Origin of the sequence: Pseudarthrobacter sp. NPDC059871 (genome assembly GCF_042731175.1) — a bacterium.
Classification (GTDB): Bacteria; Actinomycetota; Actinomycetes; order Actinomycetales; family Micrococcaceae; genus Arthrobacter.
On sequence record NZ_JBHWJV010000004.1, the window covers coordinates 157814 to 178195 of the forward strand.

At 67.5% G+C, this 20382-nt stretch carries 18 protein-coding genes and 1 pseudogene; 5 read left to right on the plus strand and 14 right to left on the minus strand.

All coding sequences use genetic code 11. The features are described 5' to 3' along the window. Both ACFV4R_RS07590 and ACFV4R_RS07595 read left to right on the plus strand, forming a co-directional pair. Positions 1-371: pseudogene (locus ACFV4R_RS07590) on the plus strand (hypothetical protein); the annotation flags it as partial. 138 nt (positions 372-509) lie between these two features. Beyond that, positions 510-2258, plus strand: coding sequence for a pyruvate dehydrogenase (locus tag ACFV4R_RS07595; protein ID WP_377201783.1), 1749 nt, complete (start codon positions 510-512; stop codon positions 2256-2258). A gap of 101 nt (positions 2259-2359) precedes the next feature. Here ACFV4R_RS07595 and ACFV4R_RS07600 read toward each other — a convergent pair whose 3' ends face one another. The 4 genes from ACFV4R_RS07600 to ACFV4R_RS07615 form a co-directional block, all read right to left on the minus strand. Continuing rightward, positions 2360-3217, minus strand: a complete 858-nt coding sequence (locus ACFV4R_RS07600; RefSeq protein WP_377201784.1) for a hydroxymethylpyrimidine/phosphomethylpyrimidine kinase — start codon at positions 3215-3217, stop codon at positions 2360-2362. 70 nt (positions 3218-3287) lie between these two features. After that, positions 3288-3713: a hypothetical protein gene (locus tag ACFV4R_RS07605; protein ID WP_377201785.1), complete on the minus strand. Its 426-nt coding sequence runs from the start codon at positions 3711-3713 to the stop codon at positions 3288-3290. Further along, entirely contained in the window at positions 3710-4621 is a 912-nt protein-coding gene (locus ACFV4R_RS07610; RefSeq protein WP_377201786.1) for a TIGR01777 family oxidoreductase, read from the minus strand. The genes ACFV4R_RS07605 and ACFV4R_RS07610 overlap by 4 nt, the downstream gene beginning before the upstream one ends. A gap of 40 nt (positions 4622-4661) precedes the next feature. Further along, positions 4662-5318: a TetR/AcrR family transcriptional regulator gene (locus ACFV4R_RS07615; RefSeq protein ID WP_377201787.1), complete on the minus strand. Its 657-nt coding sequence runs from the start codon at positions 5316-5318 to the stop codon at positions 4662-4664. Between the two features lie 190 nt (positions 5319-5508). Between ACFV4R_RS07615 and ACFV4R_RS07620 the strand changes: the two genes are divergently transcribed. After that, positions 5509-6246: a queuosine precursor transporter gene (locus tag ACFV4R_RS07620; protein ID WP_377201788.1), complete on the plus strand. Its 738-nt coding sequence runs from the start codon at positions 5509-5511 to the stop codon at positions 6244-6246. Positions 6247-6343: 97 nt separating this feature from the next. On the opposite strand, the gene ACFV4R_RS07625 is transcribed toward ACFV4R_RS07620, so the two are convergent. The 6 genes from ACFV4R_RS07625 to ACFV4R_RS07650 all read right to left on the minus strand — a co-directional run bounded on the left by ACFV4R_RS07625 (position 6344) and on the right by ACFV4R_RS07650 (position 12103). Continuing rightward, the gene (locus ACFV4R_RS07625; RefSeq protein ID WP_377201789.1) at positions 6344-7276 is read right to left on the minus strand and encodes a hypothetical protein; all 933 of its coding nucleotides are present in this window, start codon (positions 7274-7276) and stop codon (positions 6344-6346) included. 172 nt (positions 7277-7448) lie between these two features. Continuing rightward, entirely contained in the window at positions 7449-8753 is a 1305-nt protein-coding gene (tgt, locus tag ACFV4R_RS07630; RefSeq protein ID WP_377201790.1) for a tRNA guanosine(34) transglycosylase Tgt, read from the minus strand. A gap of 128 nt (positions 8754-8881) precedes the next feature. Next, complete coding sequence (locus ACFV4R_RS07635) at positions 8882-9607, minus strand: SRPBCC domain-containing protein (protein WP_377201791.1); 726 nt, start codon at positions 9605-9607, stop codon at positions 8882-8884. Between the two features lie 48 nt (positions 9608-9655). Beyond that, on the minus strand, positions 9656-10732 hold the full coding sequence (locus ACFV4R_RS07640; RefSeq protein WP_377201792.1) for a DUF6707 family protein: 1077 nt from the start codon (positions 10730-10732) through the stop codon (positions 9656-9658). Between the two features lie 87 nt (positions 10733-10819). Beyond that, positions 10820-11359 carry an NUDIX hydrolase family protein gene (locus tag ACFV4R_RS07645; protein WP_015935952.1) on the minus strand — a complete coding sequence of 180 codons (540 nt, stop codon included), beginning with the start codon at positions 11357-11359 and terminating at the stop codon, positions 10820-10822. Positions 11360-11368: 9 nt separating this feature from the next. Then, positions 11369-12103 (minus strand): VOC family protein, encoded by a 735-nt coding sequence (locus tag ACFV4R_RS07650; RefSeq protein ID WP_377201793.1) that lies wholly within the window; start codon positions 12101-12103, stop codon positions 11369-11371. Positions 12104-12250: 147 nt separating this feature from the next. Here ACFV4R_RS07650 and ACFV4R_RS07655 point away from each other — a divergent pair, with 147 nt between their 5' ends. Both ACFV4R_RS07655 and ACFV4R_RS07660 read left to right on the plus strand, forming a co-directional pair. After that, positions 12251-12859, plus strand: coding sequence for a YdeI family protein (locus ACFV4R_RS07655; RefSeq protein WP_377201794.1), 609 nt, complete (start codon positions 12251-12253; stop codon positions 12857-12859). A gap of 181 nt (positions 12860-13040) precedes the next feature. Further along, positions 13041-15032: a glycoside hydrolase family 32 protein gene (locus tag ACFV4R_RS07660; RefSeq protein ID WP_377201795.1), complete on the plus strand. Its 1992-nt coding sequence runs from the start codon at positions 13041-13043 to the stop codon at positions 15030-15032. Here ACFV4R_RS07660 and ACFV4R_RS07665 read toward each other — a convergent pair. From ACFV4R_RS07665 to ACFV4R_RS07680, 4 genes are all read right to left on the minus strand, one after another. Next, positions 15029-16225 carry an ABC transporter ATP-binding protein gene (locus tag ACFV4R_RS07665; protein ID WP_377201796.1) on the minus strand — a complete coding sequence of 399 codons (1197 nt, stop codon included), beginning with the start codon at positions 16223-16225 and terminating at the stop codon, positions 15029-15031. The two genes, ACFV4R_RS07660 and ACFV4R_RS07665, sit on opposite strands and share 4 nt — an antisense overlap. Then, on the minus strand, positions 16222-17814 hold the full coding sequence (locus ACFV4R_RS07670) for an ABC transporter permease (protein WP_377201797.1): 1593 nt from the start codon (positions 17812-17814) through the stop codon (positions 16222-16224). Before ACFV4R_RS07670 ends, ACFV4R_RS07665 begins: the two co-directional genes overlap by 4 nt. A gap of 4 nt (positions 17815-17818) precedes the next feature. Further along, positions 17819-18877 carry an iron ABC transporter substrate-binding protein gene (locus tag ACFV4R_RS07675; protein WP_377201798.1) on the minus strand — a complete coding sequence of 353 codons (1059 nt, stop codon included), beginning with the start codon at positions 18875-18877 and terminating at the stop codon, positions 17819-17821. A 170-nt stretch (positions 18878-19047) separates the two neighbouring features. Then, complete coding sequence (locus ACFV4R_RS07680; RefSeq protein ID WP_377201799.1) at positions 19048-20262, minus strand: glycoside hydrolase family 76 protein; 1215 nt, start codon at positions 20260-20262, stop codon at positions 19048-19050. Positions 20263-20382: the final 120 nt, after the last annotated feature.

The window sequence follows — 20382 nt, forward strand, 5'->3', positions numbered from 1 at the left end:
CGGCTGACCTGGGCAAGACGTTGACGGTCCGGGTGACCGGCACCAAGTCCGGGTTTACGACGGCGGCGAAGACCTCAGCGGCCACGGCCGCCGTGGTTGCCGGTACCTTCACAGGACCCACCCCGACGATCACCGGCACCAAGACCGTCGGAAGCACCCTGACGGCAAACCCCGGCAGCTGGGGCCCGGCCCCGGTCACGCTGGCCTACCAGTGGTACCGCGGCAGCACCGCCATCACCGGAGCCACAGCCCAGACGTACAAGCTGGTGGCCGCTGACAAGGGAGCCGCCGTCAAGGTCCGGGTCACCGGCACCAAGACGGCCTACACCGCGCTGGCGCGCTACTCGGCTGCAACTGCGCTGATCGGCTGATCCCTCCGGAGCAACAGGCTCGCCGCCCACCCGTGCCAGCTGCACGGGTGGGCGGCGCCACTTAACAGGGGCCGGTGAGCCGCGCGGACTATATTGGGGCGTGTCAGCACACCACCACCACCGCGGGAGTCTGCACCCATGGCCAAGGAACTTGCCACCCAGCTCATCGAACAACTCCAGGCTGCCGGCGTGCAGCGGATATATGGGATTGTGGGGGACAGCCTCAACCCCCTTGTGGACGCCGTCCGGCAAACCGGCGGTTCGGCCAAGGGCGGCATCGACTGGGTCCACGTCCGGCACGAGGAGGCCGCCGCGTTTGCAGCCGCCGCAGAGGCACAGCTCACGGGCCGCCTCGCCGTGTGCGCCGGTTCCTGCGGCCCCGGCAACCTGCACCTCATCAACGGGCTGTACGACGCCAACCGCAGCGGCGCCCCGGTGCTGGCCATCGCCTCCCACATCCCCAGCAAGCAGATTGGCAGCAGCTTCTTCCAGGAAACCCACCCGGACCGGCTCTTCAACGAATGCTCGGTCTACTCGGAACTGGTCAGCACCGCCGAGCAGGCACCGCGCGTCATGCACAGCGCCATCCAGCATGCGCTGGGACTGGGCGGAGTGGCCGTCGTGACCCTTCCCGGCGACATCGCCGGGCTCGAAGCCAGCGCGCCGACGCCGCTGCCCGCCACCTTCCGCCCCGCCAGCCTCGTCCCGGACCCGGCCAGCGTCCAGGCCCTGGCGGACGCCATCAACGACGCCGGCAAGGTCGCCATTTTCGCGGGCGCCGGCGTCGAAGGTGCCCACAGTGAACTGATGGCACTCGCGGAACTCGCGAAGGCGCCCATCGGCCACTCCCTCCGCGGCAAGGACTTTGTCCAGTACGACAATCCGTTCGATATCGGCATGACCGGGCTGCTGGGCTACGGCGCCGCCGCCGAGGGAATCGAGGATGCCGATCTCCTGGTCCTTCTTGGCACCGATTTTCCGTACGACCAGTTCCTTCCGGACACCCGGACTGCGCAGGTGGACCGGGTGGCGCACCGGCTGGGACGGCGGACCGACGTCGACATTGCCGTGCACGGCGACGTGCTGCCGACCCTGCGCGCCCTGCTGCCCCTGGTGAAGGCAAAAAGGAGCCGCCGGTTCCTGGACCAGATGCTCAAGAAACACGACCGGCTGATGAACAAGGCCGTGGGCGCCTACACCCGCAAGGTGGAGAAGAAGCAGCCCATCCACCCGGAATACGCGGCCTCCCTGCTGGACCAGATAGCCGCAGAGGATGCCATCTTCACCGCGGACACGGGCATGTGCAACGTCTGGACGGCACGGTACATCAACCCGCTGGGCACGCGGCGGCTGATCGGGTCCTTCCTGCACGGCTCCATGGCCAACGCCCTGCCACACGCCATCGGCGCGCAGCTGGCGTACCCCGGCCGGCAGGTCATCTCCGTATCCGGTGACGGCGGGCTGTCCATGCTGCTCGGCGAGCTCATCACCGCCGCCGCCTACAAGCTGCCCGTCAACGTGGTGGTGTTCAACAACTCCACCCTGGGCATGGTTAAGCTCGAGATGCTGGTGGACGGGCTCCCCGACTTCGGCGTGGACGTACCGGACGCCAACTACGCCGCTGTGGCCCAGGCGCTGGGCTTCCATGCCGTCCGCGTTACGGATCCCGCGCAGATCGAGGCCGCATACCGGGAAGCGTTCGCGCACCCGGGGCCGTCGCTGGTGGAGCTCATCACCGATCCCAAGGCGCTGTCCATTCCGCCCAAGATTTCCGGCTCGCAGGTCATCGGGTTTGCCACGGCCATGTCCAAGGTGGTCCTGAACAGGGGAGCGGGTGAGGCCGTCAGCATGGCGCGCAGCAACCTGCGGAACATCCCCCGGCGCTGATCCCTTCACAGAAGCCCCCAGCGGATAAGGGGGCTTAAACACTGAACGCTCCTGCAGCCGGTGCAGGAGCGTTCAGTGTTTGGTGCTGCGTTGTGCCCGGGCTAGCGGGCGCCGCCCTGCCACAGGGCGTCGAACGGTGCACCGGAGGCCACGCGGTTGCGGATGCCCTCGGTCACGAACGCCTTGGCTGTGCGGGCCGCCTCCAGCGGGGTGGCGCCCTTGGCGAGTTCGGCGGTCACGGCAGCCGCGAGCGAGCAGCCGGCGCCGGAGACGGCCACCTCGCCCACCTTAGGGGCGCTGAGGACTTCGAGGGTTTGGCCGTCAAAGAAGACGTCGACGGCGTCCGGGCCTTCCAGCCGCACCCCGCCCTTGGCCAGGACTGCTGCGCCGCTCAGTTCGTGGATGCGGACAGCGGCCGCCTTGAGGGACTCGACGTCGGTGATCTCCAGGCCGCTGAGGGATTCTGCCTCGAAGTGGTTGGGGGTCACGAAGGTGGCCAGCGGCAGGATTTCGGCTTTCAGTGCCTGGTCTGTGTCCAGGGCGTGGCCGGGCTCCTGGCCCTTGCAGATCAGCACCGGGTCCAGCACCACGTTGCCGAAGCCGTTGGCCTTCAGGGAGCCTGCCACGGTGCTGATGGTGGCCGGGCTGCCCAGCATGCCGATCTTCACGGTGTCCAGCACGGAGGGTGCGCCCGACGCCGGTCCGTACGCCGCCGCCGTCGCCTCCAGCTGGTCGGCAATCACCTGCTGGTCCACCGGGACGAAGCGGTGGTTCCAGTTGTCCTTCGGGTCGAAGGACACGATGCAGGTCAGGTTGGCGATGCCGAAGACGCCCAGCTCCTGAAAGGTCTTCAGGTCGGCCTGGGCGCCGGCACCACCGGTGGCTTCGGACCCTGCGATGGTGAGGACGACGGCCGGAGTGGTGGCGGACGGCGAGGCGCCGGTGGAAACGGAAGTCATCCCACCATCCTGCCATCCGGCGTCGTGCGTTGCCTTGTGTTGCTGAACAGGGGGAGCGGTAAGGCTGTGTTCAGGACCCCAACGTGGATGGCTGCGCGTCGGGATCCACGCGGACCAGCCGCCAGACGGCCAGACGGCCGATGGCCACGGCGCCGCCCATCACGAATGCCGTGGACAGCATGAAGTCCGGACTTGAACCGGACCAGGGCCTCAGTGCGGCGAGACCAGTGCCAATGAGTGCCCCAACGCCGCCGAACGCGGCAACATGAAGCCACTGGTTCCGCACGGGCTGGAGCAGGATTCCCAGCGGCGCCCCCGCGCAGAAGGCGAGGACCGCCGCCGGTACGGCTCCCCAGACGAGGGTCGCCAGGAACATGGGCAGGAACCACGATCCGCCGCTCCAGACAGCCAGGATGACGGCCAGGCACAGCAGGCTGACCAGCGCGCCGACGGCCAAGGCTGATGTTCCCAGGACCACGCGGCGCGGTCTGCTCACACCCGTCCCTTGGCAACTTGCTGGAGGGCCCCGCCCAGTTCCGGCTGGCGGTAGATGAAGCCGGCTGTGAGGAGCTTCTGCGGCAGGACCCAGCGGCTCTTGAGCACCAGTTCCGTTTCGGTACGGATCAGTACGGCGCCCGCGCGCAGGAGCCAGGCGGGAGTGGGCAGGCCAAAGCGCTTCCCGTAGGCGCGGCGGACCAGCCGCATCAGCTCGTGGTTGCTCACCACATCCGGCGAAGCCACGTTGACCGGTCCGGTGATGTCCGTCCGGGCGTGCAGGAACCGCATGCACCGGTACAGGTCCTCCACGTGGATCCAGCTGAACTTCTGGTTGCCGTCGCCCATGTGCCCGCCCAAGCCCAGCCTGGCGAGGTTGGCGAACGGCCGCAGCGCCCCGCCGCCGGGGCCGAGGACAATAGAGATCCGCAGCGGGATCTTCCGGGTTCTCGGCGTGGCCGCAGCATCCAGGGCAGTCTCCCAGGCTCGCGCCACGTCCACGGAGAATCCGGTGCCCGGCTCGCCGTCGTTCTCTGATTGCGGCCGGTCCCGGGCGTCCCGGTAGATGGTCCCGGTGCTGGCGTTCAGCCACGTCGACGGCGGTTCCTGGCACCGGGCGATGGCGCGGCCCAATGCCTCGGTGGTCCGGACCCGTGACTCAAGAATCGAGGTCCGGTTACGGGCGCTGTACCGGCAGGACACCGAGCGTCCGGCGAGGTTGACCACGAGGTCGGCGCCGTTGAGCACCCTGGCGAGGGCGTCGTCGTCGTTCCAGCTTGCCGAGGAACCCCCCGCTCCCTTGCGCCCGATGGTCCGCACGGCCCAGCCGTCCTGCTCGAACCGCGACCGGACATATCTGCCGATGAAACCCGAAGCGCCGGTGAGTACCACCGTCTTGGTTCTGCGCATTGTTCCCCCTTGTTGGTTTTCCATGATGGTCGCCGCCTGCCTAACTGCGGACGCTGCGGCTGAGGTTGAGGACGTCATCCAGGACCTTGCCTACGCCTGGAACGCGGGCCAGCCCAAGTCCGCGGGCGATCAGCGGTGCTGCCCCATCGACCAGCCGCCTGGTGCGTTGCTGCCCGTCCGACGTGTCGTAGACCCAAAACAGGGTGACGCCCATGTAGCACAGCCACAGCAGCTCGGGCAGATCGCTCCGCAGCTTCCTGGGAACAGCCGGCCGGGCGCCGTCCACCGCCCGCCGGAAGATCTCCAGCGAGGCTTCCCGAGCGGGGGTGGAGGCTGTGGAAAAGGGGTTGACCGGGGAGGTGGGGCGGATGGCCGTGGCCACAAAGTCCGCGCCGAACCGGTGGTAGGGGGCCATGACGTCCAGGCCTGCGTGGAGGACGGCCTTGAGCCGCTCTGCAAGCCCGCCCGTGGTGTCCAGCGCTCCGGCCGCGCGCTCGGCGTGCTCCGCTTGGACCTGGACGTAGAGCTCGTGGACAAGGTCGTCCTTTGACTCAAAGTAGTAGTACGCGTTGCCGGCAGAGACGCCTGCCTCGGCCGCGATAGCCCGCATCGTGGTCTTTTCGAAGCCGATCTCGCGGAACATCCGCAGTGCCACTTCTGCCAGTTTCTGCCGGGTCTGCTCACTCTTCGCAGCCAACTGTTTCCCCCAAATTTGAACGTGTTCAAGAATAAGTATGGCACGTCTTTTGAACGTGTTCAGTTTCCGCTGTGCCCCCTCGCGCGCCCGTGGACGGTGGCGATGGGAGAATGGACTGACCCCAGTGCTAATACAGCCGGCGGCCCGGTTCCGCGGCCGCCGAGCGAACCACTCCGAACGGATCTCCTCCATGCCTGCTGCCCCAGGACATAACGCCGCGCCCGAGACCACCTCGCCGGAATCTCCTGCAAAATTCGCCTCAATCGGCTCGCCGTACTTCGGCATCATGCTGGCCTTCATGGCGGTGGTGCTCATCCTGTCCAACATCGGCGCGTCAAAGGGTGTGGCGATTGGCCCCATCGTGACGGACGGCGGCTTCTTCCTGTTCCCGCTCGCCTACATCCTGGGTGACGTCATCAGCGAGGTGTACGGCTTCAAGGTGGCGCGCAAGGCCATCTTCACCACGTTCGCACTGTCCGTGTTCGCGTCCCTCTGCTACTGGGTGATCATCGCCCTCCCCGGGTTCGACGACGAGTACGGCATCGCCAAGCAGTCCGCGCTGGAGGGGGCCCTGGGCCCCGTGCCACAGATCGTGCTGGCCTCCCTCCTGGCGTTCCTCGCAGGCCAGACCATCAATTCGTGGATCCTGGTGAAGATGAAGGCGCGTACGGGCGAGAAGTCGCTGTGGGCCCGGCTGATGGGATCCTCCGGGGCCGGCGAGTTCGTGGACACACTGATCTTCTGCAGTATTGCCGCGTCCGTCATCGGCATCACCGACGCCGGCACGTTCCTGAACTACGTGGTGGTGGGGTTCCTCTACAAGACCCTGGTGGAGTTCCTCTTCGTCCCTGTGACGGCGCTGGTGATTGGGTGGGTCAAGAAGCGCGAACCGAGTTACGGCCTGGTTTCCCCTTTACCGGCAGCTTGACTCTGCGGCCGCCTGGCCCGCCGATTCGACGGTTCCCTGCATGCTCGATGTTTCGAAGCCACGCATAGGCAGGGAACCGTCGAAACGGGCGTAGCGGTCAGGTTTCGCAGTTCCTGGCAAACGCGCGCAGTACGCGATATTTGAACTCCGCCTCGCTGAAGAGATGTTTCCACTCGATACGCAGTACGATCCAGCCGTCCTCGGTGAGTGCCTTTTCCCGCTGTCTTTCGTTGTAGATCACCTCGTCAGTCGGACGGAAGTCGAAGTACTTGGACTTGCCGTCGAATTCGAGTGCCACCTTGCGGGCAGGCCATGCGAAGTCCAAGCGATAGGGTCCGCTGGCCGTATACACCGAAAACTGAAGTTCCGGCGTGGGAAGTTTCAGCCTGTGGATGAGTTCGCGGGTGAGGCTTTCGCCGGCTGACTCGGAGCGCGGATCCACCAGTTCAAGAGCCGTCCTGAGCGCCACGGCTCCGTTGCGGCCTGCCAGTGCAGCGCATCTTTCCCGAAGGAGCGGGACGTCTGCACCGAGCCTGGCGGCGTGATCCACCAGAATTACCGCCTGCCTAACGTTGAACATCAGGCAGGAGTCCACCACTGTCCGTTCCAGCGAGGTGCACGGCAGGCCGTCAACGAGCGAAAGTTCACGTCGGTTTATTGTCCCTGTGTGGGCGGCAACGCCGTATCCGTGGGAAATTCCGGAGGGGCGGCCCGGTTGCGTCAGGTGAACTGTGTCATCGACGTTCCAGAGATGGAGCCGGCGTAGGGCTGCGGCTGAGGTGTGGCTGTAAACAAAACTTCCTGCCGACGTCGTCAGCGTTCCGTGTGCGTGGCCGTAAACGCGTTGACGCCGGCGATCCGGCTCCGTCAAACCGTTCCACCAGTCACCGCGGGCGTAGCAGCCGCGTCGAATCCTGACCAACTGCCCGCCGCGCACCAGCGCGGAGATGGCCCGGGCGTTGAAACCCTGTTCCAGCAATTCGGCGGTCCGCCAGAAATTTGCCTGGCCAAAGGCAGGGATACCATTCATGGTTCAAGCGTTGCCGGAATGCCTCCCGCCGCCCAGTACTGGAGACGGCTATGTGGACAATGCCGTTTCGACGATCAGCTGCGCATCTGATGTTTACCCACGTCGAGTGCGCAGGGAACCGTCGAAACGGGTAGGCACTGGAACGCGACGGCGGGAGGCCGCCTCACTGCCCTCAGGAGTAATAGTTCGCCAGGGTTTCGGCCTTGAAGTCGAAGAAGGTGCCGGACTCGATGGCCAGGCGGGCGTCGTCCACCATCTTCACCACGAACCGCTCGTTGTGAATGGAGATCAGCGTGGCAGACACCATTTCCTTGGCCTTGAACAGGTGGTGGATGTACGCCCGCGAGTAGTTCTGGCAGGTGTAGCAGTCGCAGCCGTCCTGCAGCGGGCCGAAATCACGCTTGTACTTGGCTCCGGACAGGTTGTAGCGCCCGGTGGGGTGGTAGAACGCGGAGTTGCGGGCGACGCGGGTGGGGGAGACGCAGTCGAACGTGTCGGCTCCGTTCTCAATGGCCGTGAAGATGTCATCCGGCTCCGAGATGCCCAGCAGGTGGCGTGGCTTGTCCTCGGGAAGTTCCTCGTTGCACCAGCGAACGATAGTGCCCAGGTTCTCCTTCTCCAGCGCCCCGCCGATCCCGAATCCGTCGAACGGCATGGCACCCAGATCTCGGCAGGCCTTCCGGCGCAGGTCCTCGTACTGGGCGCCCTGGATCACTCCGAACAGCGCCTGGTACGGCTTGCCCACCCGCTCGCCGGTCAGCCGGAAGTGCTCGGCGATGCACCGCTCGGCCCACAGCCGGGTGCGCTCCAGCGACTCCTCCTGGTAGCCGCGGGAGTTCTGCAGCGTGGTCAGCTCGTCGAAGGCAAACATGATGTCCGCGCCGATCTGGTGCTGGACCTGCATGGAAATCTCGGGGGAGAACCGGTGCCGGTCCCCGTTCAGGTGGGACTTGAACCAAACGCCGTCGTCATCGATGTGCGCCAGGCGTTCCTTGCCGGGCGCCACGGCGTCGTCGGGGCCGGAGGCATCAACGGACTTCATGTCGATGACCTTCTTGAACCCCGAGCCCAGGCTCATCACCTGGAACCCGCCGGAATCGGTGAAAGTGGGGCCGGCCCAGTTCATGAAGGCGCCCAGCCCGCCTGCCTCGTCCAGGATGTCCGCGCCCGGCTGCAGGTAGAGGTGGTAGGCGTTGGCCAAAAGCGCCTGCGCCCCGAGGTCCGCCATGGACTCCGGCAGGACTGCCTTGACGGTGGCCTTGGTTCCAACGGCGATGAACGCCGGAGTACGGATCTCACCGTGCGGGGTGGTGATGGTGCCGGTTCGCCCCAGGAATTCCCCGCCGTTCTCCGAGACCTGGGCGGCCGACGGCGGGCACGATTCACTCAGGCGGGTCCCCACCGTGAACGAGAATTCGGATTGTTCCGCGGGAAGCGCGGGATCAGACGTGGTTGCGGGGGCGGGGTTGGCTGGCACCGTACCAGTGTGCCAGCAAACCGGCCGGCACCAACAAAGCGGACCCGCCGGCAAGTGCCCGGTCAGCCCGGGCGCCTACTCCGATAAACGCCGCTTCAGCCCAAACGCGCATCCGCCGGCTGAGCCAGTCAGCTCACCGGCTCCGACCCGGAATACTCGGCCTGCCGCCACGTATCCCAGGAGGACCGGATGGCATCCACCTTCGCGGCACCCAGATCGTACGTGGAGGCAATCACCATGGACCCGCCGTGGGGCCGCAGGTCCTCGATGACCGGCTGGTCCGTCACCACCAGGAGCCCCTCGCCGTGTGCGGCGTAATCGTGGACGGTGAGTCCCACCTGGTGGTTGCTGCGGTACCAGACCTTTCCGGAGATCTCCTCTCCGGTGGCCAGGGTGAGGCGGTAGTCCTCGCCAGGAGCCGGGACGTCGGTGAGCCCGAGTTTCTCAATCGCGGAGCCAGGGCCGCCCGGAAGCTGCAGGAACAGCGTGTGCCGCGTGCCATTGGGATGGCGCTCCAGTGCAAAGCGGAGCTGCTGCAGGAAGGTGAGCCACCCCTGGGTGATGTCCTCGTCCCAGGCAGCCCATTCCGAGTTGTGGTCCAGCGCCGCGCGGGTGACGTTGACCCGTGTTCCGCCGGCCACGGGATGCAGCTCGAACGTGTCGCCGCCGTGCACGGTCAGGCTGGTGTGGTCCGGTGCTTCCTGCACATTGTCGGCGAAGTAGATTTCCTTGATTTCGGCGTCAAGGTCGTCGGCCTGCCAGCCATGCCACTGGGCCACCCGGGACGGTTCACGCAGCATGTTCCAGACCTGCGGCGCGTCGGCGTTGATCACTACGCTGAGATTGTTCGTCATAGCCCCGAATCTACAACGCCGTCCGGGGCCCGGGTAGGGCTAATTTGTTCAGGCGCGGACGGCCTCAAGTTCGTTGCCGATCCGGCGCTCCAGCTCGGACATACCGATGGTTTCCGAGCCGCCGTGCGCCCGCAGGAACAGCAGCGACTCCAGCCGCAGCAACCGCCACTCACGCTCGGCGTCGTGGTTGGAGTTGTCGATGGAACGGAAGATTTCCTTGTCGTACAGGTTGGGCTCGTTGAGCGAGCGCTGCCGTACCTTGGCCGCCATCCGGGCCTTGAACGGATCCGTTTCCTGGCTCTCCGGGGTGCGGATGAGTTTTTCGTAGACGGCCGCGCGTTCGTCCTGGCCGTCCTGCCGGCAGATGTAGCTCGCCAGCGCCAGGGATGCCTCCACGGACGCCCAGCGCCCGGGGTTTCCGTCGTAGGGCAGGACCGTGAGGAGGTCCGCGATGGACAGCGCGCCCTCCGCGTCCTTCAGCGCAACGAACAGTTCGTGCGCGAGGTCGGTGAGGTCCTTTAGGCAGCTGCCTGACTTGAAGTTCACGCCCTTGGAGAGGCGGTCCGTCAGCAGCAACACGCCTACGGCATCCGGGTGCGCTTCCGCAGCGGCTTCCACGACGGATTCGGGGGTGCCGTCCGGGGTGGGGATCAGTGCCAGTTCCTCTTCGCTGGGCCCGTTGGCCGCGGGCGGAGCCGCCGGAAGGGGAGGTACGACGACGGCGGGCACCGGGGCGTCGGCGGCCGGTTTACCGCCGGGCTGCTCCTGCCCGGATTCCGTGCCAGCCGCGGCACCGGCCGAGTGCGTGGCCTCCGGCACCGTGGTGTCCGCCGCTGTGGCATCCGGAACTGGTGCTGTCCCCTCCGGGGCGACTGCCCGCGGAAGGTGCGTGACGGCGTCGTGCGCTGCGTCAACGAGCGTGACCGTGCTGCCGGCGGCGATGCGCAGGGTTCCCCCGCCGGTCAGGCTGGCGAGGACCAGGGCAGGCACGCCAAAGTCGTCCCGCTGCAGCTCCAGCTGGTGGATTTCCGCCGTCCGTTCACCGTCGGGCAGGAGGATGTGGCTGCCGGTGGTCAGTGATCCAGCCTGCTGCTCGCGATGTTGCCGGGCCGGTGTTTCGGTCATGGGAGTCCTTAAGTTCTCTTGCGGTCCGCCCTACAGTCTACAAAGGCAGGTGCCTGAAACCGGGGACCCCCACGTCCCGGCGGGATGTCAGAAGCCGACGCCCGCGAAGGCCAGTGCCTGCCGGATGAGGCCGCCGCGGCCGCCGCTGAACTCCAGCTGGACACCCGGGCTGAGGACTTCGTCAGGGGTCATCCAGGTCAGTTCCAGGGCATCCTGGCGCGGTTCGCATTCGCCGGTCACCGGGATGACGTAGGCCAGGGACACGGCGTGTTGCCGCTCATCGGTGAAACCGGTCTGGGACGGCGCCGGGAAGTATTCGGCCACGGTGAACGGCACCGGGCTGATGGGCAGCTGTGGGAACGCCAGGGGGCCCAGGTCCTTTTCCATGTGCCGCAGCAGTGCGGCGCGGATGGTTTCCCGGTAGATCACGCGGCCGGACACCAAGGACCGGACCATGGTGCCGTCGTCGTCGGCCTGCAGCAGCGTGCCTACTTCGTTGACGTACCCCAGCGGGTCCAGCCTGACCGGGACCGCTTCCACGTAAACCATGGGCAGCCGGCCCCGCGCCTCAAAAAGGTCTTCTTCGGAGAGCCAGCCGGGATTCGGGTCAGGGGTGCGCACGTTCATGGTTAAGTTCTACCCCATGGGGCGGCGCTCGGAGATCCACACCGTGGCGGGCACGCTGGCGGCGAACACGGTGGCGTCCGGGTTGGCCACGTGCAGGGTGCTGCCAAACGCTTCCTCCGTCACGCCCACCTGGAACCCCGCGGAGGTGAGCCGTTCCCGCACCGGTTCCAGGCCGCCGTCGTACTCGAAGCCCAGCCCTGAACGGGCCGGGCCGGAGGCCGGCCGGACCATCAGGACGCCGCCGTTCTTGGCGGTAAAGTCGGCTGTTTCGTCGTCGTCCGGCACAGGCCGCGGACGGGCACCGACGTGGCGCAGCGTCCGGGCGGCGCCGTCGGCGTCCTGGGTGAACCAGACCACGACGACGGCCAGCGCCTGATCGGCATCGGCGCACTGGGCGCCGTGCCCGGCAGGGTCCGCGAGGAAGCTGAAACCGTCCGGCCCGGTAATCCGGCACGCGTCACCGTGGTCCGCGGTGACCAGTTCTGCGGACGTGCTGCCGTCCTCCGCCGCAGACTCATTGGTGCGCCGGGCGAATTCCGCAAGGTCGCCCACCTCCACCGCAAGGGTGGTGGTGCCGTCCAGTGCATCTCCCTCGGGGACGCTGTGCAGGGCCAGCCGCCCGGCCCCGGAGTCAAAGACGCGGAAGCCGCCGTCCCCTTCGGTCAGGACCAGCCCCAGCGCCGTGAGGAACCGTTCCCAGTGGTCGATGCGGGAGGTGAAATGCAGGGGGCGGACGCGGAGCATTGGGGGTCCTTAAGCTCGGAATCGGGGCTATACGCCCATGATGGCACAGGGCCGCCGGGGCCGCGCCGGCCGAGGTGTCCGTTGAGCTGATGCGTCCCGCGGTGGTGCCGGCCTTGTGATGTCGGAGGGCGGGGGCACAATAGGGCCATGGCTGTTGAACTCGACGAACTGTTGGTGCCTGATGCTGCCGCCTGGCGCGCCTGGCTGGAGGAGAACCATCGGAGCAGCCCGGGCGTGTGGCTGGTGCTGCATAAAAAGGGCGGCACGGTGACGGAACTCGACTACGCCGCAGCGCTGGACGAGGCCCTGTGCTTTGGCTGGATCGACGGGCAGGGCAGGCGGCGCGACGACGAAACTTCCTTCCAGCGCATGACCCGCAGGGGTCCGCGGAGCCCCTGGTCCGCCCGGAATGTGGGCCATATTGCCCGGCTGGAGGAAGCGGGCAGGATGACCGAGGCCGGCAGGGAGGCCGTGGAGTCTGCGAAGGCGGATGGCCGCTGGGACACGGCCTACAGCGGGCAGGCCACGGCTGAAGTTCCCGAGGACCTGGCCGCAGCCATTGCCGCGGTTCCGGCGGCGCAGGCCATGTTCGATGTCCTGACCAGGACCAACCGTTTTGCCTTGATCTACCGGACCAACTCGGTGAAGCAGGCGGCCACCCGGGAACGGAAGATCGCGGGTTTCGTCGAGATGCTGGCCCGCGGCGAGGCACCGTACCCGCAGAAGAAGCGTCCCGGCAACGCCCCGAACACGTAAGCGGGCCGCAGACCCATGCCCCTGGAGCCGGTGGTGCCAAAACGTTACGCCACTGACGTGCGGCGATGGCTGCGCAGTTGGGTTCCGGGCTGTGGACCGGTAAATTTGATGGCTTACTTGCGCTGGTGCCGTTCCCCAACCCGGGGGACGGCACTTGCGCGTTCAGCGACGGATTGAAACCATGCCCCGAACATCGCCCCGTACTGTCCTCCCTGCGCTGGCCACGGCTGTGAAGCGCCGCCCCGTCCTGTGGGGTGCGGCGGCGGTGGCGGCCGTCGCCATGCTGCTCCTCTCCCTGGTCCTGGCAGGGCAGGCGCGCACCGGCCCGGAAGCCACAGCCGGGCGGGTGCTGGCCGGGGTGGCGGCCGCCCAGGAGGCGTCGAAGGGCCGGTCCGGCGGTTACGCCTCGCTGTGGCTCAAGGGCAACGACCGGACCCTGTTCGAGCGCGGGGAGGAGGTCCCGGCGGACGGCGCAGAGGATGTCCGGAGCATCGAGTGCGGAGCGGGCTGGCTAACCGGGGCGCGGGTGGAAGGCAAGGTCTACCTGCGGAGCAGTGCATCGGACACGGTGACCGCGGATGCCGGCCGTGTCCGGTTGCCGGACTGCATCAGCGCGGAGGCCCGCGACGCCCTCCTCACGGACCTGGGCAACGGCAGGACTTTCCCGGCGCCCGACGCCGCCGCGCTCGCTGCCCCGGCGAAGGATCCCGGCTACCGGCCCGCCTACCACCTCACCCCGGACCAGCGCTGGATGAACGACCCGCAGCGGCCGTTCCTCAAGGACGGGCTCTGGCACTACTACTACCTCTACAACGCCGACTACCCGGAAGGGAACGGCACCGAGTGGTTCCACGCCACCAGCACCGACCTGGTGCACTGGAAGAACGAGGGCGTGGCCATCGGGAAGTTCCGCAACGGACTGGGCGACATTGAGACAGGCTCCGCGGTAGTGGACGCCGAAGGGACCGCAGGATTCGGCAAGGGCGCCGTGATCGCCGTCCTCACGCAGCAGGATGCCGGTGTGCAGCGACAGTCGCTCTTCTATTCCACGGACAACGGCTACACCTTCACGAGCTACGACGGCAATCCCGTCATGGACAACCCCGGCGCCGAGCACTGGCGGGACCCGCGGATCGTGTGGGACGACGCGAACAGCCGGTGGCTCATGCTGCTCGCCGAGGGCCACAAGATCGGCTTCTACACTTCGCCGGACCTGAAGAAGTGGACGTACGTTTCCGCGTTCGAGCAGGACGGAATGGGCATCCTGGAATGCCCGGACTTCTTCCAGATGGACGTGGACGGCGACCCCGCCAAGCGCACCTGGGTGCTCGCTGCAGGCGCCAACGGGGCAGAGGAAGGCCGCACCACCGGCTTGGCGTACTGGACCGGCAGCTTTGACGGGGAGGCCTTCACGCCGGACGGCGGCCACCAGTGGCTCGACGACGGCGCGGACTTCTACGCCGCCGTCACCTGGGACGATCCCCGCCTGACGGACGGCCAGCGCAAGGCCTCCCGGCATGCCATCGGCTGGATGAACAACTGGGCCTATGCCCGGGACCTGCCAACGGACGGCTGGTTCGGTGCGGCGTCCGTGGTGCGGGACATCCGTTTGGAGTCCGACGACGGCCGCCCGGCTTTGGTCTCGGCGCCCACCCCCGCGCTGCAGTCGCTGGAGGGGGAGGCCAGCGAGGTGCCGGCAGGGAACCTGGGCGCCGGGAAAACACTGCCTCTCCCGGAGAGCGACGCCTTCAAGGTGGACGTTGAGCTGGAAAGGCCCGCCAACGGAGCGGGGGAAGCCCGGGTCCTCCTGCAAAGCGCCGGGAAGACCTACGCCACCGTGGGCTACGACTTCAGGGCGGGCCGGGCGTTCGTTGCCCGAGACGGGGATGCTGTCGCCACCGCCGACTCCAAAGTGGACGCGGCCTATGGTCAGGTCCGGGCCGGAATCGGCGGTTCACCGGGGGCTGCGCCGGCAGCGGCCGGCAGTGACACGGTGCACCTGACCGTGTACGTGGACCGGTCCTCGGTAGAGGTTTTCGCGGACGGGGGCCGGCAGACGCTGACGTCCCTGGTGTTCCCGCCGGCCGGTGCCAAGGAGGTCCGGCTCGCAGCGGACGGCGGCGATGTGACCGTGCGGAAGGGCACCGTCACGCCGCTGGCCTCGATCCGCTAGTACTTCACGGGGGAAGCGCCGCCTGGTGCCGGGCCCTGCGGCTCGGCGGGAAACGCCACTCCTTCGCCCACCACGCGGAGGCAGAGTTCCATGCCCGGCCGGGCGATGGAGGCGTTCCAGTGGCGGATGGTGATGATTTCCCCGCCGCCGGGATAGCGGTGGTCGGAGCGCCCGGCCAGTTCGGGCGGGACGGCGAGCTTCAGCCGGACGGTGGTTTCCGGGCCGAAGTAGTCCGTGTCCACCACAACGCCGCGGATATCGCCGTCTTCGGCGATCCGGATCTGCTCAGGCCGGAGCATGAGCTGGACCGGGCCCTGGGCCGGCGGCCGGCGGACGGGGATGCCGCCCAGTGAACAGGTGGCCAGCGAACCCTCCATCCAGGCGTCCAGGATGACGGCGTCACCCAGGAACTCCGCGGTGGCCCGGTCTGCGGGGCGGGTGTACACCACGAACGGATTGCCGATCTGGGCCAGCTTCCCGCCGCGCATGACAGCCACCTGGTCCGCGAAGGACAGTGCTTCGGCCTGGTCGTGCGTGACCAGGATGGTGGTGACTCCGGCCTCGGCGAGGACCTTTGCCACGGCCCGGCGGGTGGCAACGCGCAGCCCGGCGTCGAGCGCGGAGAACGGTTCGTCAAGGAGCATGAGTTCCGGTTCGCGGGCCAGCGCCCGGGCCAGTGCGACGCGCTGCTGCTGGCCGCCGGAGAGCTGGTGGGGCCGGCGCTTGGCCATGGCCGGGTCCAGCGACACCATTTCCAGGAGGTCGCTGACGCGGCCCGCCACGGCGCGGCGGCCGCCGGACAGTTTGGCGGTGTCCAGTCCGAAGGCAATGTTCTGCCCCACCGTGAGGTGCGGGAAGAGGGCGCCGTCCTGCGCCACGTAGCCGATGTGGCGCTTGTGGGCGGGGACCCAGACGCCGCCGCCGGCCACGGTGTTGCCGTTCAGGGCGATGCTGCCGGCCAGCGGGTGTTCGAACCCGGCAATGAGCCGCAGCAGGGTGGTCTTCCCGGAACCGGAAGGGCCCACAATGGCGGTGGTGCCGCCCTTGGACACGGCCAGGTTGACGCCCTTCAGGACCTCCTGCGGGCCGAAGTTCTTGGTGACATCGGTGATCTGCAGGTGCGGGTTGGTGCTGGCCGCCACCGACGGGGAGACCCGGGGCTCCGGCAACCTCGATGTGGATGGTGCTGTCACTGTCCGGCTACTTTCTTGGACTGTTGGAAGAGGAGGTAGGTCATCGGTGCGGAGAGCAGGATCATCAACAGCGCGTAGGGGGCGGCGCCGGCGTAGTCGATCTCGCTGCTCTTGCTCCAGAATTCGGTGGCGAGGGTGCGGGTGCCGTTGGGGGACAGCAGCAATGTGGCCGTCAGCTCATTGGCGATGGCCAGGAACACCAGGGCTGCGCCGCCGGCGGCCGCCGGTGCGGTGAGCCGGAGGGTGACCCGGATGAACGACGCGAGCGGAGGCTTGCCCAGGGACTGCGCGGCCTCGTCCAGTTCCTTGGGCGCCTGGGCCAGGCCGGCGCGGAGGCTGACCAGGGCGCGCGGCAGGAACAGCAGGACGTAGGCTGCCACCAGTACGCCGGCGGTCTGGTACACGCCCGGAACCAGCCGGATGCTGACCGTGACGAAGGCCAGGCCCACCACGATGCCCGGCAGGGAGCTGGTGATGTAGTTGGACAGCTCGAGGGACTTGCTGAACCAGCCGGGATGCCGGACCGCCAGGTAAGCCATGGGGAAGGCCACCACGATAGTGGCCGCCGCGCCGGCAAGGCCGTAGCCCAAGGTGGCCAGGAGGGCGGGGAGGAACTCGTCGGCAGCCCACGCCGAGGCCCCGCCCAGCGCGGTCCAGCGCAGGACGAAGAACAGCGGAAGTCCCAAAGCCAGCGCCGTCAGTGCCAGCAGGAACAGCTGGGACGGCAGCTGGTAAACGTGCAGGGGCAGCCGCAGCGCCCGGCCCTGGGCGCCCGGCCCGATCCGGGCGTACCGGGCGGTGCCGCGGCTCCGGACTTCGGCTACCAGCAGGAGCAGGCAGAAGAACACCAGGACGCTGGCCAGCATGTTTCCGGCGGCGCCGTTGAACGTGGACTGGTACTGCACCATGATCGCGGTGGTGAACGTGTCGAACCGGATCATCGCGAAGGCGCCGTATTCAGCCAGCAGGTGCAGCGAAACCAGCAGCGCGCCGCCGGTCATCGCGATGCGGAGCTGGGGGAGCACCACCCGGAAGAACGTGGCCCAGTTGCCCAGGCCCAGGGCGGCGGCGGACTGTTCGATGGCCGGGTCCAGCCGGCTCAGGGACGCCGCTGCAGGGATGTAGACCAGGGGGAAATAGGAGAGCGTGGCGATCAGGACGCCGGACCACAGCCCGCCCATCGAGGGCACCGCCGAGACCCACGCGTAGCTGTTGACGAACGCCGGGATGGCCAGCGGGGCGGCCAGGAGCACCGCCCAGATCCGGTGGCCGCGGAGGCTGGTGCGCTCCACCAGCCAGGCGCCTGCCACCCCCAGCAGCAGGCAGAGGGGCACCGTGATGATGGTCAGCAGCAGCGTGTTCAGCAGCAGCTCCATGACGCGCGGCCGGAAGATCAGGGCGACGGCGGTGTCCCAGCCGGTTGCCACCGTCATGTAGGCCACGTACCCCAGGGGAACGAGGGAGAACAGGGCGATCAGCACCGCCACGATGGACACTGCTGAAACGCCGAAAGGCGGGCGGGGGCGCTTGCCCCGGCCCGCCGTCGTCGTGCTCCCGCCCGAAGGGGGAGCCGATAGATCGGTGGTCACGGAATTAGAGGAGTCCTGCCTTGGTCATCAGGTCGGTGACCTTCTCGGAGTTGAGCTTCGCGGCGTCCACCGTAGGGACCTGCAGGTCCTTGATGGGGACCAGCTTGTCGTTGGAGGGAACGTCGGAAGCGACGGCGTACTCGAAGGACGTGCCGTTCTTCAGGACCTCCTGGCCCTTCTTCCCGGTGACGAACTTCAGGAATTCCTGCGCGGCCGCAGCGTTCTTGGAGGACTTAAGCACGCCGCCGCCGGAGACGGACAGGAACGCGCCCGGGTCCTGGTTCTTGAAGTAGTACGGCGTGACGTTCTTGGAGTTCTCGCCGGTCTTCGCCTGGTCGCCGTAGTAGTAGTAGTGGTAGATCAGGGCGGCATCCACTTCACCGGCGTTGACGGCCTTCATGGCGGTGCTGTTGCCCTTGTAAGCCTTGAAGTTTTCCTTCATGCCCTGCAGCCATTCCTCGGTGGCGTCCTCGCCCTTGAGTTCCAGCAATGCCGAGACGATGGCCTGGAAGTCCGCGCCGGTGGGCGACGCGGCCCACTTGCCCTTCCATTCCGGCTTGGCCAGGTCAAGCATGGACTTGGGGAGCTGGTCCTCGGAGATCTTGGTCTTGTCGTAGACCAGGACGGTGGAGCGGGCCGCGATGCCGGTCCACTTGCCCGTGGAGGGCTGGAATTCCGTGGGGACCTGCTCCAGCGTGGCCTTGTCCACATCGGCGAAAAGGTCGGCGTTTTCCACCTGGGTCATGGCGGGGGAGTTCTCCGTGAGGAAGACATCGGCGGGGGAGGCCTGTCCCTCCTGGATGATCTGGTTGGACAGCTCGGTGTCCGACCCCTGGCGCATGGTCACCTTGATGCCGGTCTCCGCCGTGAAGGCGTCAACCCATTCCTTGGTGAGGCTTTCGTGCTGGGCGTTGTACACGGTGATTTCGCCTGATGCCCCGGCGGCGCTGCCGGATGCGGAGGACGTAGCTGCGGGCGTGGTGCTGCCGCCACAGGCGGTCAGGCCGAGGACAGCGGACGCGGCAAGGGAGATGCCGGCCAGGGCGCGGTTGCGGATCTTCATTGAGGAGCTGCTTTCTGGGAAATGTCAGGGGGACCGTTGGTGCCGGTCCGTGTGGGCCGTGGGGAAGGGCCCTCGCAAAACTGTAGGGTAGGCAACCCTAAGCAGCCACAGGGAAAGCGCTTAAGGTGACCAGCATCACAATAATTACGGAAGTGTGGCGTGACTTAATTCTAGTAGGGCGCAGTGAGCAGTGCGGCGGCTTCTATCGTCATCCAGGCCTGCAGCTGGGTGGAAAGTTCGACGGCGGCGCCCGCCGGGTAGGTCTGGGCGGCGGGCGTGTTGGCGTGCAGGGAGAAGACGCTGGCGTCCTTCTGCCCTGATTCGCCGGGCTCCACGGCGCGGCGGCCGTTCCAGAATGCCTCTGCCGTGCCGGTGACCAGGCGGGCGGCGGTGCGGCGCGTCCCTTCGGGGAGCCGGGCATCCCTCGCGGCCAGCGCCAGGTACCGGCACAGGATGCCGGTGAAAAGTCCGCCGTCGCCCGTTCCTTCACAGCGGAGCACGCTGCCCTGTCCTGGTGTGGAGCCGGCGACGGTCAGCAGCCGCTCCACCCCGTCCACCACCGAGGCCGCCCTGGCCAGGTTGGCGTCTCCGCCCAGTTCGAGCAGCGCGCCCAGCACTGGCCCTTGGTTGTAGGTGTAAACGGTGCGCTCCACCAGCACTTCCCCTGCCGTGCCGGCGCGCGCACCATCGAGGTACAGGTGCTGATCCGCGTCGAACAGCGTGGCGTCCAGCCAATTGACCAGCGCCTGGGCCTTGGCCGTCTCCCCGGTACGGGCATAGAACAGCGCCACAGGGCCGTTGGCCGGGGTGTTCTTGAAGTCCCGCTTCTTGCTCCAGAACACGCCGCCACCCAGGTCGTCGGTTCCGGCGGCATCAAACTGCAGGGTCAGGGAACGGCGGACCCGCGCGTTGCGGCCGCGTCCCGGCCGCCGGGTTTCCTCGGCGAGCCGGTCGAGGCGGTGGGTGGCAAGCGCCAGCCACGCCATGTCGTCGTAGTAGTTGTTGACCACCGTGAAGGCGTTGCGCAGCCGGATGCCCGTCACCAGCCGGGACGCCAGGTGGCCGGCGCTCGGATTGGAGGGGCCGTTGAAACGCGCCGCCGGGGTGGCGCCGCTTCCCAACTCCCGCCGGCCGGTGTCCACCAGACAGTCGACATAGTGTGCCTGCCACCAGTAGTGCCAGGGGTTGAGCAGCGCCGTGGTTTGGGCAAGGGTGCGCAGCTTCCCGCGCCAGCCGTGCTCCGCCCGGCCGCCCTGCCAGGTCACCGCCGCCAGGTGCGTATTCGGCAGGAACAGCAGCCTGCGGCCGAAGAGTGCGGTGACGGACCGTGCCGCATGGTTGGCACGCTGCTGCCAGTCGGGCGTGGAGGCATCACTGGACGTCATTGGCCCAGCCTAGCCATGCTGCCGGTCCCGATGCTGCTTGTCCGGGCCCGGGGCGTCCGGAGCGTGCGGTGCGGCGGCATTTCAGTTAACATTGACTAACTGATACGTCGCGGTCCGCCT